This window comes from Pseudomonas sp. K5002 (assembly GCF_013386655.1).
GTDB lineage: Bacteria > Pseudomonadota > Gammaproteobacteria > Pseudomonadales > Pseudomonadaceae > Aquipseudomonas.
Window position 1 is genome coordinate 1 of sequence record NZ_JACARK010000280.1, and the last position, 16,263, is coordinate 16,263.

Genomic DNA, 16,263 nt, shown 5'->3' on the forward strand with positions numbered 1-16,263 from the left:
GACTACCGCGGTACCGACCCCGACGGTTTCACCGAGCGTCACGCCGCCCACGAGCGGGGTGCTCAACGACAGGGGCTCGCTCGCGCCGGCCGCATCGCTCAAGGCCTCGCTCGCGACTTCACCTGCCGCCAATGCCGCAGTACTGCTAAAGGCCAGCACGCCGGCCAACAGTATTTTCCTCATATCAGACTCCTTCTCGATATTTACCCCTTATCAAATAATGCAATAAGGGCGTAGTGATGGAACGGAGATAAACAGGCTATGCAAACTGCGCAAAGATCCTGTTGGATCACGCACTTAACCTCCTCGAAATCATCTCACTTGTGGATAGCTCAAACCACCAATGTTAATAATCGTCAGGATTAAACAACGGGGCGTACCGATAACCCGCGACCAATACCGTAATACTCGAAACCATTGGCTTTCATACGCTGCGGGTCAAATATATTGCGGCCGTCAAAGATCACCGGCGTGCTCAGTTTTTCTTTTATCAAGTCCAGGTCCGGGGCCTTGAACTCCCGCCATTCGGTCACGATCACCAGCGCATCGGCACCTTGCAACGCCGCTTCCTTGGTGCCCATCAGCAACAGGTCTTCGTTCATCCCGTAAATGCGCTGGGTCTCGGCCATCGCTTCGGGGTCGAATGCCTGGACCCTGGCACCCACGCTGCGCAGTTGTTCGATCAACACGCGGCTCGAGGCTTCGCGCATGTCATCCGTATTGGGCTTGAAGGCCAGGCCCCAGATGGCGAAGGTCTTGCCCTCCAGTTGGCCGCGGAAGTGGTGGTGAATATGCCCGAACAGGTGCTGCTTCTGGCGCTTGTTGACTTCCTCGACGGCAGACAACAGCGTTGCCTGATAGCCGATCGACGACGCGGTGCGCTCCAGCGCCTGCACATCTTTCGGGAAGCACGAGCCGCCATAACCGCAGCCTGGGTAGATAAAGTCGTAGCCGATCCGTGGATCGGAGCCAATGCCTTTACGAACCGCCTCAATGTCGGCGCCCAAGCGTTCGGCGAAATTGGCCATTTCATTCATGAAGGAAATCTTGGTGGCCAGCAGGCAGTTGGCCGCGTACTTGGTCAGCTCGGCACTCCTGATGTCCATCGTGATGATCTTTTCGTGGTTGCGGTTGAAGGGTTCATACAGCTCCCGCATGCGGTCCACGGCGTAACTGCTGTCGCTGCCGATGATGATCCGGTCGGGCCGGGTGCAGTCGGCGACCGCCGAACCTTCCTTGAGGAACTCGGGGTTCGAGATCACGTGGAACTCCACCTCGAGCCCCCGCGACGTCAACACCTCGGACACCTTCGCCCGGACCTTGTCCGCCGTCCCCACCGGCACCGTGGACTTGTTAACGATAATCTTCGGCTCGGTCATGTTGAGCGCAATAGTCGCGGCAACGGAGAGCACGTACTTGATGTCGGCGCTGCCATCGTCATCAGGCGGGGTGCCCACGGCGATGAACTGCACCTCTCCATGCCGCACGCCTTGCGCGGCGTCGGTGGTGAAGTGCAAGCGTCCGGCATCATGGTTCTTCTGGACGAGCGCACTCAGCCCGGGCTCAAAGATCGGAATAATGCCGGCCTTGAGGTTCTCGACTTTAGTCGCGTCCACGTCGACACAACACACCTCATGCCCCGCGTCGGCCAGCACCGCTGCCTGCACCAGACCCACATAGCCGATTCCAAATACAGTTACATTCATTTCAATCTTCCTTTAAACAAGCTCGAGGCGGCCATAGCGGTCTTCAAAGCGGATGATGTCGTCCTCGCCCAGGTACGAGCCCGATTGGACTTCAATCAGCTCCAGCGGGATTCGCCCCGGGTTTTCGAGGGAGTGCACAACGCCAATGGGGATGTAGGTGGACTGGTTCTCGGTCAGCAGCACTTGCTTGTCGGCGATTTGCACATTCGCGGTGCCGGACACCACGATCCAGTGCTCGGCCCGGTGGTGGTGCAGTTGCACCGACAGCTTGTGCCCCGGCTTCACCGTGATCCGCTTCACCTGGTACCGATAGCCCTGGTCCACCGAGTCATATTTGCCCCACGGCCGATAGACTTCGCGGTGGCTGGTGCTCTCGATCCGGTGCTTTTCAGTCAGCTGCGCGACTATTTTCTTGACGTCTTGCGCGTGGTCCTTGGTGGTCACCAAAATCGCGTCGGCGGTCTCGACGACCACCACATCATTGATCCCTGCAACCGTGACCAGGCGGTGGCTGGCATGCACATAGCTGTTGGTGACGTCCTGCAGCAGCACGTCACCCTGGGTGCAGTTCTGGTTCTGATCCTTGAGGCCCGCTTCCCACACTGAGTCCCAGGCACCCAGGTCGCTCCACGGCGAATCGAGGATGACCACCGACGCGATGTCGGTCTTTTCCATCACCGCGTAATCGATCGACACGTTGGGCGCGTTCACAAAATCCACCTGGCTGAGCCGGGTGAAATCCTGGTCATGGGCCGCGTTGGAGAGAGACAGTTCTGCGGCCACCATGATCTCCGGGCTCAGGCGCTCCAGCTCGGCCTTCATCACCGAGGCGCGGAACATGAACATGCCGCTGTTCCAGAAGTAGTTGCCTTGTTCCAGGTAGCCTTGCGCGGTCGCCAGGTCGGGCTTTTCCACGAAGGCATCGACATGCGCGGCGCCGTCCACCGCAGCCGCTTGAGTACGGATATAGCCGTAGCCGGTCTCCGGCTTGGTGGGCACAACCCCGAAGGTGACGATCTTGCCTTTGTTGACTTCCACCTTGGCCAGCGTCAAGGCCGCATTAAACGCTTGGGTATCGCCGATCACATGGTCCGCCGCCAGCACCAGCAGGATCGGATCGTCCCCATCCGCCAGCGCCGACAGGGTTGCCGCCGCAATCGCCGGGGCGGTGTTGCGGGCGGTCGGCTCAAGGAGGATTTTCTGCGGGATCACGTCCAGTGATCGACTTTGCTCGGCCACGATGAAACGGTGTTCTTCGTTGCACACAATGATCGGCGGGCTGACGGTCTCGCCCTCTATCGACAGGTTCTTGATGCGATCCAAGGTGGCTTGAAACAAACTCAAGTCACCGTGCAGCGCAATAAACTGCTTTGGTTTAAGCGCTCTTGAAAGCGGCCACAGGCGCGTGCCTGAACCGCCAGACAATATAACTGGGATCATAACGATTACTCGATGATTAAAGGCAATAAGAGCGGATTGACAAACAGCCGAAACTTAAGAAGTGAATGACTTCACATAACTGATCAAGCGGTCCCTTTCGGTAAAGTCCAGTGAACTTTCGACATTGCTGTAGTTAAGCGCCGAATCAATAGCCGAAAAGAACGCATCTTTATCATGGGCGATAAACACAGAGGGAAGGTCTGAAAAGTTTTCGGCGGTGTCGTACTGGTGATTATTGATGTGTTCACCGCGCCGACTGTCGCGCGGGACAATAACAATCGGTTTGCCCAGTTCAAGGGAGCGAATGATATTGCCCATGCCCGCATGGGAAACAATCACCTTTGACGCATTGAAGTTCTTGGAAAACAGCGGCTCGGCGATGGTCTTGTAAGCCGTAATGCGCCCCAGGTCATTTTCGTTATTGCCTACCTGGGCAACAATCGGGACCTGCGGGTTTGCATGACTCCACTCATGCAAGTAGCCGAGCATTCTTTCAAAGGGTGCTTGAGTGCCAACGCTGCAAAATATCATTTATACAATCCTCCCTTTATATTGGGCCCGGCTGTTTTGCGACAGCGTGGGCCACTGGGTCAGCAACTCATCGACAAAATACACAGCGATCCTGCCGGACAACGAGAGCTTCTTGGGATTGGCAATGCTGTCGATCCACAGGGTCTTTTTGCCCATCAGTTTTCCCGCGACCAGCCCCAGCAACCCCGGTGCCGCCCCGGTGGAGATCACGTACCTGGCCTTGCTGCGGTAAACGATCGCAAAGATCTGGCAAAAGCCCTTGATGATCTTCAACGGTTCACTGCGATTAAAGTCCGGGACTTGCGCGAAGGCATGGGTTGGATACTGCGAGCCAATGCTGATATCAACGGTGGCGATGGTAACTTTTTGACCGTCGAAGGCAGGCAGCAACTTGCTCATTTGTACCCAGTGCCCACCTCCAGAACAAATCAATAAAACATCACTTGATTGACTCATGACGGTTCCCTTCCTGTCAGGTGTAATAGACATCATTAAATAGTGGCGGCAGTTCTTAACAGTTGGGCCTGGCCTTTCCAGCGGGTTATTCGCTTGGCTTTGAGCAAGGCCGATTTCTCTTTATAGGTTTCTTGATTGGCGATGAGCTGCGCGACGCCGGCCTTGATGGACAGCGGGTCCAGGGTGTCGACAAACACCGCCGCCTCGGAAAACAACGAGCGCAGTACCGTGGTATTCGAAAGCGCCATCGGCCTGCCGGCGCTGACCGCTTCGTTGGCCACGCTCAGCTGGACGTTGTCGCGGGTGGTCAGGCCGAGCACCACATTCGCGTGGCACAGCAGCTGTTCAAAGGTCGCCTTGCTGAGGAAGCCGGTCAGCTTGATGTTCTCGGGGAATGACGCCACGAGCTCCTCGGACAGCTTGCCCTGATGCTTGCCGGTGATCAGGAAGTCGACACCGGGCATTTCGCGGGCGGCGTTGATCACGATCTCGATCGGTTCATCGATATCAAACGAGCACGGAAACAGTACATAGGGTGTCTCGCGCTCACTGGCGGGCGCCGCGTGAAAGTCACACGGCAAGTCTTCCAGGATAAAGATATTGGTGTCCTTGACGCCCAGGCCGGCCAACTCTTCTTTGACTTTAAAATTATGAACGACGACGGCATCGATTCTATTCAACAGCGCTACCGTGCCCGGAAAGCCTATCCATTGCTTGCGCAACAGGCTGTTGTGGGCATCGGCGATAATCTTCAGCCGGCGGTTGAATATAAACTTGTAGGCCAGTGCTATATGCAATACCGGGCTCGGCGGCAACTGCACCCACAGCACGTCAGGCGAACCGGCCAACAGGGTCTTCAGGGTTTTAAACGACTTGATCAAGTAATCCAGCGGCCGCGCGGATTTCTTCTTGAACTGGTTGGGCAGATGCAGAATGTCATACGCCCAGTATTGCTTCATGGTATCGGCGCGTCGTTGATAGCCAATCCATGCAATCATTAATGATTTCACGTCAGAGTCCTGCATAAATAAAGGTGGGGCCAGTGAGATTGCTTACACTGCAAACCAGATCGGAAAGTCGGCGTCGTATCGAATAGTGTTGTTTCTGAAGCGGATATGTTTGGCCGGATTGCCTCCCACGATCGAATACGCTGCAACGTTGCGCGTGACCACACTGCCCGGATAAACAACCGCGCCTGTTCCGATGGTGACGCCTGGCATCACCATCACATTGGGAAAGATCCAGGCATTGTCTTCAATCAACACCGGCTTCCCCACCAGGCCACTCATGGGGTCATCGATATCGTGGCCCAGCGTATAAACCCGGGTGTTATGGGAAATATTGACGTTGTCGCCGATGCGGATGCCCGCCCGATTATCCAGGTAGCAGTCGTAATTGACCGTGCAGTTTTTCCCGACCGAGAAGTTGCCGAAGGAGAAAAACACCACGTTGCGGTGGATCGTGGTCCGGGCGCCCACCCGGCATCCGGTTGCCCGGAGCAACGCGCGTCGCAGATTGAAAAACAACGCCAGGCTGAGCAGCGTATTGAACAGCGCAACAGCGGCCTTCTTGATGTTCAGTTTCAGGTTCTTCATCTACTCGCCCTGCCCTGGAGTATCCGTTACGCGCTGTGAACTCATCACAAAATTCCTGAAGCGGATATTGGTACTCACCGGCGTGGCGAAAGACGGGTTATTGCCACCGAAGAACGTCGAAAACAGCAAGCCGTCGATGGTGATCTCCGGCGTGTCTCTAAACGTCAGCCCGGTTTCCGAGTGCACCAGCTGGTTGTCGTACCAAATGGAAATCACACCGTCGGCCTGCCCCGGCGTATTCAACTTCACCAGTTGCTCCAACCTGTGCCATTGCCCCACCGTAAAGATCCAGGAACCCAACCCGACTGCCGTGCCCCAGGTTTTACTGGTGGGCAAATACGCGTAAATGGCGCTGGCGCCCTTTTCTTTCCAGATGTAGCGCGTGGAAAAGCCGTCATGGCCGTTCGGTATCTTGCCGCCCGTATTGCCGGTGCCACCGTAGAGGCCCGGGAGCTTGCCGCCTTTTACAAAGTCGAAATTCCTGTCGAACTTCAACTCATAGGTCAGTACCAGGCATTCCCTGCCCGGTTGCGGCAGTGGGGATTTGAATTCAATGCCGCCGTAGGGCAACCCGAGGCGCACCATCGAACCCGGGTCATAGGAGCCGGCCGGAAAATGCACGGCAATGTCCTTGATCTTTTGGCTGTAGGCCTTGTTCGTCAGATTGGCCCTGCCCTTTATGCTGCTTTGCGCCTGGGGCCCGTCGGCCATCTGCGAAACGTCCGGCAGTGACGGGTAGATGTTCTTGATGCCTGGCTCGCAACGGTCGTTCAACTCAGATGCGCCGCTGGCAGCCACCTGCAGGGCGAACGCCACAATGAGTAGCGTCGAGGCTGTCTTTTTCACGTCGGTTGCCCCTCCACTTTATTTTTCATCGACCCATTTCAAAAAGTCGTCGACCGCTTTTTGCGCAAGGGAAGAACGCTGGGCGATCTCCTGCTTGAGGTGCTCGGCCATTTGCGCCTTGGATTGCCGAAATTCGCTGATGGTGGCCTTGATCACCTCAGGGTCTGGGGTGCTGACCAGCCGGGTGCCCTGCGGCAGCATTTCATGGACTTTTTTCAGCTTGTTTTCGATTTCAACCGCGATGGTGGGAAAGCCCAGGGAAGCCGGCAGCAGTACACCGTGTGCACGGGCGCTGATGATCACGTCGGACTCGACGATCAGTTTCGCCATGAAGGTTTCGGGCGTATCGCCCGCCGCGTCCCAGCACAACCATTCGAACCTGTGGTACTTGTCGATCAGGTGCTGGTCACGTTCCTTGTACAGCGAGACCAGGCGTACCTGCTCGCCACGCTTGGCGAGCTCATCCGCGGCCTGGACCATCGCCTTGATGAACTGCTGCCCGTTCGCGTCATGGGGCCAGTCGCGCAGGATGAAGGACAGGTACTTGCCCTTCTTGAGGCTGCCGACCTCCAGGTCTTTGCTGGAGATCCACAGGTCGGAAAGCAGGCTGGGGTCGGTGTACACCTCGACGTCGGACTTTCCGAAGGCCTTGCAATGCTGCTGGCTGGTACCGTCCCGCACGGAAATGTAGTCACAGCGATTGATCACGCTGACGGCGCGGGTCAGCAGCTTGCCGCCGCCATCGAAGGGGCCCAGGCCAATACAGAACGCTGCCAGGCGCCGGTGGAAATAGATCCTGTCGACACCACCGCGCAACCCGACATACAAACGCAGAAGCGTGGACTTCAGGTCGGTCTGCGCCTTGATGCTCTTGCACAGCTTCGCCACGATGCCTTTGTTGGCAGCCGCCTCTTTGGCCGGTGGGATAAACGAGAAGAACTGGCCCCCACCGCCCAACACCACCAGGTCAGCCTTGACCGGCTCCTTGATGTGCAGCCACTTGATACGCGGGTTGAAGTTCCTGGCGATCTGCGGATGATCGACACCCACCGCTATATCCGATTCCTTAAAGCGTTTTTTCAGAATATTGATCACGCATAGCATTAATACGTCATCACCCAAATTACCAGGACCGTATGCCCCCCGGATATATACTTTGCTGACATTCATGCTGGGCTTCCATTTTCCACGGGGTCATTAAACACGGCATTCAAGGCAAACGTTGTTGCGAGAATGTAGATAAATATCAGCGCCATGATCATCAATCGATACAGCACACTTTCGACATAGGCGCTTGATATGAAACTGATGAAAGGCAATGTCCACAAGATCAGGATCCTGGGAGACACGAGCAACTCCAGAGGTAATATCTTCTTGTAGACGAAATACGGAAGTCCCAGCAGGAAGTGAATAAACTGCGAACCGATAAATGCCTTGGCAATCCCGATTGCACCTTCTTCCCGAAGCCACAGTGCTCCGGCAATGAATAGCACTCCCCATAGAATGTTACTCATCACACTGAACCAGGCCAGGTTCATCACGATCATCTTTCTTGAAATACCGGACTTGAATGCACTGAGCAGCGAACCCAGGATTACCAGAACCAACGTCACTTCAAAATCCCGCCCCAGGAAACTGCTGCCATACAGTTTGGCCAGCAACTCGGGGAACATGATCACCGGCTGTATGATCACCAACACCACCAGCCAGCCCGACAGAAAGTTCAAGGCGTCCAACTTGCGGCTTTTACCGCCCAGCGCGGCGGCCAGCATCGGCACCAGCACAGAGCCCAACACCACGGAAACATGGGAAAAGATCGCGTTCCATTGCATTGCGGCGGCGTACATGCCCAATGCGGCAAGGCCGTTAGTTGTTTCCGCCAGCAACTTGTTGGCGAACCAGTTCATCGGGGCGACCATCAACCCCGTCAGCAATACCGGCAGGCCAACAGCCAGCACTGCGTGCTTTTCAGTCATTGCACCTTTGAAACTCAGCGTGGTATTTCGGGCCTTCAATGTCTTCCAGCAGGCCAGTGCGCTGAAGAACACGATCAGCAATTGAGAACCGGCCAAGCCCAGCAGCGCACCGTTGAGTCGGAACTGCAGGGTCAGGAAGTACGTCGCCGGGATCGCGACAATCGCAATGATTCCGTTGATGGTCGCGATTGTCCGGTATTGGCCCCAACCGGTCAGGCAGCCCTGGGTCCATCCCGACAGGATAATCAACGTGATGGTGCTCAATACGATCAGCGATGCAGCGCTGAGGCTGTCTGCCCCCAGGATAACGCTGGAGAAAAAGTGCGGGAAAAACAGCGCTGTCCCGATGATCATCCCGCTGAACACAACCGAGAACAGCAGCGTCAGCGCGATGCCCCTGCCGGTCTTCTCGGGACAGGTCTCCTTGAACTGCCCGATATGCTTGGCCGTCGCCGTGGTGGTGGCTTGGGCGGCGACGTTGGCAAGCATCACAATCGCGCTCTGGATCAAACCATACTCGCCAAACGATTGCGCACCCAATACCCGGGCAACCAGGATGCCGGTGATGACCACCGACACTTTGGTGGCCACGGCAGAAACGAAACTCCATGCCGTACTGGACACGAACTTTTTCAACAGTGTGCTGTTCATCCGGCATTCACCTGCAAGGGTGTGGTTATCAGCGGCTGGCCAGGCTTGAGGGTCTTTTTGCGTTGCCTGGCGGTGTGTTCGGAACAGACCCGCAGCACAATCGCGCCATACGCGATACCGATGGCGTACGGCTGATAAGGCGTGGCCGAGACAACGAACATCACCCCCAGAAAGATGGCGATCGAAACCGCCACCCGGCTGTTCATGTGCTGGGTAATCGAGGTAATGAACACGTACAGCAAGTACACGCCGATCAGCCCGTACTTAACGAAGTAGGTTAAGTAGGCACTGTCGATATTCGAGTTCTTGTCATCGAGGCCACGGTACTCGAACCAGGGAATCTCGAACGGCGTGCCCGCGCCCAGTCCCACAAAGTAATGCAGCGGGTTCATGCCGCGGATCAACTCCAGCGCCGGGCTGAAGCGCGTGGCCAATTGGGCGGCCATGCCTTCGGACGACAAACCATCATTGATTCGATCAGCCCCGATCATATTGCTGATGCCAATGAACGCCATCAGCACCACCGCCCCGGCCAGGGCAACGCCTATCATGCGGGCCGGCCGGGTGTATTGGTGGATGATGATCGCCGCAAACACCGAGACAAAGATGAAGCGAGAGTTGGCAATGAACAAACAGATGAATGAAGTGGCCAGGCAAATGCTTGCGAGCTTTTTCCTGTGTTCGAACAGCCGTGGGTCTATGAAGTAATAAATCAGATAGGCCACGGCGGCGTACGTACCGCCGTCCAGGTAGCGGTAGGCGTTTTCTTCATAGTAGACGTCTTGAAACTTGTACAAGCCCAAGCGTAACCAGGCAATGTCCAGCACATTGAAGGCGGTCATCGCGATCAATAGCAGGAGCACTGTCTGCAACTTCAGCGTTTTTGCGGCAAGGGTCGCGATGTTCGAGAGCACGATAAATGACAGGATCATTATAAACGGCCGAACATCCTTCAACAGGTACTTGTTCGAGGACTCCAGCAGGCCGCAGGCGAGTAACACCACATACAGCCCGCACCCAAAAAGCAGGCCGCCTGGCACCGTCAATTGTTTCTTCTGTGTAGCCACCTGCCGGATCAGCAGTGCGCCCAGCCCGCCGACGATATAAAAGTCAAAGAAGTAGATACCCTTGAGCGAGATTATTTCGCTGTAGGAGTTACCCGTGGGAATAACAGCCAGCATTATCCCGAACACTACGATTGAGTATTTTGGATTTTTCGCCGCGAGCAAACCCGCTGACAGCGCGATAAGGGATAACAGGTAAAACATGGCTGGGTATTCTTTATGCTGATTTGAATTTGGCACGCTACCGCCCCAGGATTTTTCGTTCATTTCCTGAAAACGTGACCTCTATCCTGCAATTACAGTGGTGAATCAGCTCCGATCAGCCTGGTACTCGTACTGGTAATACCCATAGTTGCCGTAGCCATATTTGGCCGACGCTTTCTTTTCAACGCCGTTGAAGATCGCGCCCCTGAGCACGATGCCGTTCTGGGCAAATCGGCGCATGGTGTGCTCGATCTCTTTTGCCGGGTTCAAGCCATAGCGGGTGACGATCAGGTTGGTCCCCGATTGCCGTCCCACGATGGCTGCGTCGGTCACGGCCAAGAGCGGTGGCGTATCCAGAATCACCAGGTCATACCGTTCGCTGACCTGCGCCAACAGCTCGGTCAGGTTGCGGTGCATCAGCAGCTCGGAAGGATTCGGCGGTATTTGCCCGCGGCTGATGATGTCGAGGTTTTCAACGCCGGTTTTGTGGATGGCGGATTCAAGGGTGCATTGATTGGAGAGGATGTCGGAAAGCCCATCCTTGGCCGGCACACCCAGCACTTTGTGCAGGTAGCCCCGTCGCATATCCACGTCAATCAACAACACGCGCTGCCCGGTTTGCGCGATGACGGCCGCCAGGTTCACCGAGACAAAGGTTTTACCCACCTCGGGGCTGGGGCCGGAAATCATGATCCGGTTATTCGGCGCCTCGAGCATCGCGAAGTGCAAACTGGTGCGCAAGCTGCGCAAGGCCTCCACTGCCAGGTCCGTGGGGTGACTGATGGCCAGCAATGAAGAACCGGCATCGGCACGCCCACGCCCGCGGGTGATTTTGTCTTCTTCGACCTTTTGCAGCGTGCTGTACGGAATCGACGCGTACACCGGCAAGCCCAGTTGCTCGATGGCCTCGGGGCTTTCCAGGCCACGGTTCAGCGCCTTGCGCAGCAGCACCAGCGTCACCGCCAGGAAGCCGCCCAGCAGCGTCGCGATCAGCACGATGAGGATCTTTTTCGGCTTGATCGGCTTGAAGAAATTGACGTCTGCGGTGTCGATCAGGCGCACGTTGCCCACGGTTCCCGCGCGCATCACATCGAGTTCCTGGGACTTGTTGAGCAACTGGGTGTAAATGGCCGTGCCGACCTCGACATCCCGGGTGAGGCTCAGCAGCTCCTGCTGGGTGGAAGGCAGGCTCTCGACCCGGCTCGCCAGGCTCTGCTGCTTGCTGGTCAGCTCGCCGATCTGAGTCAGCAATGCGCGATACGCGGGATGCTGGCGGGTGAACTTGCGGTCCATCTCGGCCTGTTGCAGCTTCAGCTCGGAGATGCTGGTATCGAGGCCCACGATCTGGTCGAGAATCGCCTTGGTTTCCAGGGTGATGTCCACCGACTTGCTGCGGGTCTGGTATTCATTCAAGGCCTTCCCGGCTTTTTCCAGGTCCTTCTTGACCTCCGGCAGTTGCTCCTTGAGAAACGCCAGGCTTTGCGCCGCCTCAGCCGAGGTGCGCTCCACGTTCTGCCGCACGTAGATCGCCGCGATCTGATTGAGGATTTTGATCGCTTGGTCCGGCTCGGTGCTTTCCAGCGCCAGGCCGATCATGCCCGACTCCTTCCCTCGCTCGACCACATCCAGGTTCTCCTGATAGTCGAGGATGCTGGTCAGTCGCGCATTGCGGATCACCCGGAAACGCGTGCCGGGCTTGGCGCGCAGTTCTTCAATCTGGAATGCCACGCCATTTTGCTCGAACGGCTGCCCGGCCTCGCCGGCCGCCAGCACCTGGTCATCTTCATCCACCAGGGTGTAGTGCGCGTTTTCACCCACGGTCAGGGTCAGCTTCTTGCCCAATTGCCCGTCGGGCAGGTCCAGCTTGAAGATCTTCAGCGACTCGCCGCCCCAGGCGAAGCTGTCCAGGCCCAGCAGCGGCTCGGCGATTGCACCGGGGTTGGCCTTCTGGAAGCGGCGCGCCAGGAACTCACCCACTACCGGGAAGTACATCGGCTGTACGACGATATCGAGTTTCAGGTTGTCGACGGTTTTGCCAATCACGTAGCGGGACTGGATCAGCTCGATCTCGGTGGCCGACGGCGACTCCTTGCCCAGCATCCCGCCGATGTCCGAGAAGCCCAGCAAGTCGTTCTTTTTCGCTTCGACCTGCAGCAGGGCATTCGCCTGGTAGACCGGGGTTGCCAGCACCGCATAGGCGGCGCCAGTGACCATAAAGGCACCGGTCACCGCAGCGATCAGCCATTTATGGTCGATCAGTGTTCCAAACAGACCGAGGAGATCAATCTCCCCGTTATCGTCTTCCTGTACGGTGACTGCTGGCGTTTGCTGCATAAGTCGGATTCTTAGCCTTTATTTCGATTCAAAAAGTAGTGGCGATCAGCGTGCAAGACGCTGCGCCCATGCGTTTACAGCCTCTTCGATCAACGCATAAGCGTGCACAAACGCGGCCTTGCCTTGACGGTACGGGTCGCTGATCTCTCGCTCGTTTTGCCATTTGCCCAGCAGCAAGACCTTGCCTCGTGCCTCGGGCGCCATGCTGAGCACGGCATTGATGTGCTGTCGTTCCATGACCAGGATCAGGTCGGCTTCACTGATCGCCTGTGGCGCCAACTGGGTGGCCTGGTGCTTGTCGGCCGGATGACCGTGGGCTTCGAGTACCGCACGGGCGGTGGTTTCAATCGGCTTGCCGACCAACGCGGCAATACCTGCAGAACTGATCTTGATATCGGAGCACGGGAGTGCGCCACGCAAAAGACTTTCCGCGGTGGGACTACGGCAAATATTGCCAATACAGACAATCAACACTCTTTTAAACAAGGCACTATCCCCGGGCCATCCATTACCCCATGAAGCAACCTCTTCAACTTCATTACTTCACGGCAGTATTTATTAACACGTAACCCTCACTTCCCCCAAAATTATCTCCGGACGAAAAATAACAACCACCGCCTTCAACCCGACAATTTATAACATTCATTACTTCGTCACTCCCACCGGCTTTAAATTACAGCCTTGTCACGTATCGTCTTATATAGGAAGAGGAACGCCCATGAGCGCAAATGCCAACAAAGCCTGGTACCTGGTCCAGTGCAAATCCCGGCAGGACGAGCGCGCCGAGGAGCACCTCCAGCGCCAGGGCTATACCTGCTTCCGGTCTACCTATAAACGCGAACGGCTGTTGAAGGGCCAGCGCAGGACCACCCGTGAATCGTTGTTCCCCGGCTATCTGTTTATTCAAATGAGCCAGCAGGACAGCTGGAGCTCACTGCGCTCGACCCGCGGTGTGTCGCGGGTGGTGGCATTCGGCGCGCACCCGTTGCCCATCAGCGACACGCTGGTGGACGAACTCCAGGAGCGCGACCACCAGGCCGTGGTGAGCGCCCTGTTGCAGCCCGGCGAAAGCGTGCGCATCAATGAAGGGCCGTTTGCCGAACTTGAAGCGGTCTTCCTGGCCATGGACGGTGAGGAACGTGTGGTGTTGCTGATGAACTTCCTGCAACGGGAACAACGCATCAACTTGCCATTGGCAGAAATCAGCCGAGTGCAAAGAAGTGACTGATAGCGGCGCTGAACAGACAAGAAATAACATTCAACTTAATAACAGACTAAAAATAACATCCGCTTACTTTTTCACCTCTTGAGAATAAAGTAATACGTGAATTAACAGCGAGGGACGGCCATGAAAAGTTCAAAGCTATTGGTAGAGCGTATCGGCCTGTTTCCTTCTTCGGGAAACATTCACGTCAAGGTTAATAGTTCAACCACCGTTGTAGAACGCATGCAGGTGTTATACGCCGGCCATTCCCTGGACAGTGACGAATCCTGTACCGGGCTTTCAATGGTGTTCGCCGACTGGCGCTTCAAGTTGCAGGTGAGCAATCCCCTGTCCATCTGCCTGTGCGTGGAGAGCCGCGGCGACAGCCACCTGATGCAAATGAAGACGGCCGAACTATTGGCGAATATTTCCTGCACCGAGGAGCGGCCATGAGCATTTATGAGGATCTGAAACGGGCCTACGCCTTGAAAAGGCTGACGAACACGTTTGAAGGTTTCGTGGGCTTGGCACCGCACGAACAACTGCCGGCGGAGCAATATGCGCACAACACCCGGATCATGTCCCACTGGCTGGATCAGTTGCGCGGCAACTCACCGCAGGACATAACCGACACGCTGTTCAAGCAGATGAAGCGTTCGCAGCGTCGTGGCGATGCCCGGCGCTTCAATTGCCAGACGGTGCTGCTGGAGCTGCTGGTGGAAAGTAACCTGGCCCTGGACCTGGCCACTTACTCGGCGTTCAACTGCATGGAAGAGGCCCGCCAGGAAGGCTCCTGATGGGCCTGGTCGGCACCTGATACGGCCACTGCCACATGGTTGAGCAGCTTCTCGGCGTTGTACTTGGGTGCCATCGCACTTAACAACAGGATCACCATTCCCCCCCCGATCAACGATGGGGAAACCCGCACTTCAACCACCTCAAGGCGCCATAGAAACGCCAGTGCCGCCATGCCGCCCAAAAAGCCACCGGCCAGTGCTTCGTTGAGTGGGTGAATATAGGGTGCCACGCAATAGGCACTGAACCAGCCGGCGATCAACATCCCGGCGATAGCTGCGGGCCAGCGCCACTCGGGGTTGACCCGGCGCGCCACCAGGCTCATCGCCACGGGCACCATCAACGACGTATTCATGGCGTGACCGCTGAGCACCGCAATATCCAGCTGCTGGAGCGCCACGCCCCAGCCCTTGAACAGCAACTTGCTGAACGCCACGATGGAATAGGTGCAGGCGATGGTCATCAGCCACCACTTGACCGCCTGGGGCCGGGAATACCAGAGCCAGACGGCGATCACCACTGCGGCCGGAATCATGACGGTGATACCGCCATATTGCGCCAGTTCTTCCCGTATCAAGTGCTGTTCCCTACCCGCAAGTTTTTCCCGGACCCATGAGACCTCAGGTCCGGGCAAAACACAACGACTTCAGGGCGCGCCAGCCAGCGATTGCGGCGAAAACACCTCGGTATCCGTCAGTTTCTCTACCTCTACCCGGTGCGGGAAAATCTTCTTTTCCACAAACAAATCATCCACCTGCTGCAACGCCTGCACATCCCGCTCCTCTACCGGCAGCAGCGACTCATCACCCCATGTGCGCAGCAACTGTGAAACCTTGAGCGGGATATCGTTGACCGTGGCAAACACCCGTGCGTATTCCTCGGGGTTCTGCTGCGCCCATTCAAAAGCCTTGGCGAACCGCTGCAAAACGTCACGCAACGCCTGGCGCTTGAGCGGGTCGGTGAGCACTTCATCGGACGCGGTAATAAACGTCAGGCCGGTATTGATGCCCTCCCCGCTGATCAGCACCCGCGCGCCCTGCTGTTCGGCGAACGCCTGGTACACCCCGAAGGTCGCCCAGGCTTCGATCTTGCCGGCGTTGAACGCAGGTAATGCATCGGTGGGCAGCACGAAGCCGACGTTGACGTCCTTTTCATCCACGCCGGCATTCGCCAGGGCGCGGATCAGCAGGTACTGGGAAATGCTCCCACGGGCCGACGACACCACCACATTGCGTCCTTTCAGATCGGCCACGCTGTGGATCGGTGAATCGGGCGGCACCAGGATCGCAATGCTGCGCGCCTGACTGCGGCGCACCGCAACGATACGCAGCGGCGTGCCGTTGATGCTCAAGCGTTTCCCGAACTACATGAGTGTGCTGGAAGAGGCCTATGCCAACGCCGGCCCGGAGTGCCGTGTGGTCGACACCGAGAACCAGGCGTTCAACACCAACCATGCCGTGG

The 16,263-nt window shown here is 56.9% G+C and carries 16 protein-coding genes and 3 pseudogenes; 4 read left to right on the top strand and 15 right to left on the bottom strand.

Features of this window, described 5'->3' with window-relative positions; genetic code table 11:
- The 13 genes and pseudogenes from HX846_RS14630 to HX846_RS14690 all read right to left on the bottom strand — a co-directional run.
- Positions 1 to 183 (bottom strand): annotated as a pseudogene (locus HX846_RS14630) (hypothetical protein); the annotation flags it as partial.
- 179 nt (positions 184 to 362) lie between these two features.
- A complete protein-coding gene (locus tag HX846_RS14635) occupies positions 363 to 1,706 on the bottom strand; it encodes a UDP-glucose/GDP-mannose dehydrogenase family protein (RefSeq protein WP_177049719.1) in 1,344 nt (447 codons plus the stop codon).
- A gap of 12 nt (positions 1,707 to 1,718) precedes the next feature.
- Entirely contained in the window at positions 1,719 to 3,146 is a 1,428-nt protein-coding gene (locus HX846_RS14640) for a mannose-1-phosphate guanylyltransferase/mannose-6-phosphate isomerase (RefSeq protein WP_032899404.1), read from the bottom strand.
- A 54-nt stretch (positions 3,147 to 3,200) separates the two neighbouring features.
- Positions 3,201 to 3,677, bottom strand: coding sequence for a glycosyltransferase (locus HX846_RS14645; RefSeq protein ID WP_102368816.1), 477 nt, complete (start codon positions 3,675 to 3,677; stop codon positions 3,201 to 3,203).
- Positions 3,678 to 4,133 carry a hypothetical protein gene (locus HX846_RS14650; protein ID WP_023658755.1) on the bottom strand — a complete coding sequence of 152 codons (456 nt, stop codon included), beginning with the start codon at positions 4,131 to 4,133 and terminating at the stop codon, positions 3,678 to 3,680.
- A 35-nt stretch (positions 4,134 to 4,168) separates the two neighbouring features.
- Positions 4,169 to 5,131 carry a glycosyltransferase family 1 protein gene (locus HX846_RS14655; protein ID WP_178965616.1) on the bottom strand — a complete coding sequence of 321 codons (963 nt, stop codon included), beginning with the start codon at positions 5,129 to 5,131 and terminating at the stop codon, positions 4,169 to 4,171.
- Between the two features lie 54 nt (positions 5,132 to 5,185).
- Positions 5,186 to 5,728: a DapH/DapD/GlmU-related protein gene (locus HX846_RS14660; protein WP_178965614.1), complete on the bottom strand. Its 543-nt coding sequence runs from the start codon at positions 5,726 to 5,728 to the stop codon at positions 5,186 to 5,188.
- Positions 5,729 to 6,574: a polysaccharide lyase gene (locus HX846_RS14665; protein ID WP_256739817.1), complete on the bottom strand. Its 846-nt coding sequence runs from the start codon at positions 6,572 to 6,574 to the stop codon at positions 5,729 to 5,731. It lies immediately after the preceding gene.
- An 18-nt stretch (positions 6,575 to 6,592) separates the two neighbouring features.
- The gene (locus tag HX846_RS14670; protein WP_023658752.1) at positions 6,593 to 7,744 is read right to left on the bottom strand and encodes a polysaccharide pyruvyl transferase family protein; all 1,152 of its coding nucleotides are present in this window, start codon (positions 7,742 to 7,744) and stop codon (positions 6,593 to 6,595) included.
- A complete protein-coding gene (locus HX846_RS14675; protein ID WP_178965615.1) occupies positions 7,741 to 9,201 on the bottom strand; it encodes an oligosaccharide flippase family protein in 1,461 nt (486 codons plus the stop codon). Before HX846_RS14675 ends, HX846_RS14670 begins: the two co-directional genes overlap by 4 nt.
- Complete coding sequence (locus tag HX846_RS14680; RefSeq protein WP_177067530.1) at positions 9,198 to 10,469, bottom strand: DUF6369 family protein; 1,272 nt, start codon at positions 10,467 to 10,469, stop codon at positions 9,198 to 9,200. The genes HX846_RS14675 and HX846_RS14680 overlap by 4 nt, the downstream gene beginning before the upstream one ends.
- 105 nt (positions 10,470 to 10,574) lie before the next feature.
- Positions 10,575 to 12,803 (bottom strand): polysaccharide biosynthesis tyrosine autokinase, encoded by a 2,229-nt coding sequence (locus tag HX846_RS14685; protein ID WP_087694218.1) that lies wholly within the window; start codon positions 12,801 to 12,803, stop codon positions 10,575 to 10,577.
- A gap of 45 nt (positions 12,804 to 12,848) precedes the next feature.
- Entirely contained in the window at positions 12,849 to 13,289 is a 441-nt protein-coding gene (locus HX846_RS14690; RefSeq protein ID WP_032899408.1) for a low molecular weight protein-tyrosine-phosphatase, read from the bottom strand.
- A 232-nt stretch (positions 13,290 to 13,521) separates the two neighbouring features.
- On the opposite strand from HX846_RS14690, the gene rfaH reads away from it, so the two are divergent.
- The 3 genes from rfaH (at position 13,522) to HX846_RS14705 (ending at position 14,804) form a co-directional block, all read left to right on the top strand.
- Complete coding sequence (gene rfaH / locus HX846_RS14695) at positions 13,522 to 14,031, top strand: transcription/translation regulatory transformer protein RfaH (protein ID WP_003211330.1); 510 nt, start codon at positions 13,522 to 13,524, stop codon at positions 14,029 to 14,031.
- Between the two features lie 120 nt (positions 14,032 to 14,151).
- Complete coding sequence (locus HX846_RS14700; protein WP_023658750.1) at positions 14,152 to 14,460, top strand: hypothetical protein; 309 nt, start codon at positions 14,152 to 14,154, stop codon at positions 14,458 to 14,460.
- Entirely contained in the window at positions 14,457 to 14,804 is a 348-nt protein-coding gene (locus HX846_RS14705; RefSeq protein WP_134326346.1) for a hypothetical protein, read from the top strand. Before HX846_RS14700 ends, HX846_RS14705 begins: the two co-directional genes overlap by 4 nt.
- Here HX846_RS14705 and HX846_RS14710 read toward each other — a convergent pair.
- The gene (locus HX846_RS14710; protein WP_087694216.1) at positions 14,756 to 15,379 is read right to left on the bottom strand and encodes a hypothetical protein; all 624 of its coding nucleotides are present in this window, start codon (positions 15,377 to 15,379) and stop codon (positions 14,756 to 14,758) included. The genes HX846_RS14705 and HX846_RS14710 overlap by 49 nt on opposite strands.
- A 69-nt stretch (positions 15,380 to 15,448) precedes the next feature.
- Positions 15,449 to 16,141, bottom strand: a pseudogene (locus tag HX846_RS14715) (ABC transporter substrate-binding protein); the annotation flags it as partial.
- On the opposite strand from HX846_RS14715, the pseudogene HX846_RS14720 reads away from it, so the two are divergent.
- Positions 16,134 to 16,263, top strand: a pseudogene (locus HX846_RS14720) (histidine kinase); the annotation flags it as partial. The pseudogenes HX846_RS14715 and HX846_RS14720 overlap by 8 nt on opposite strands.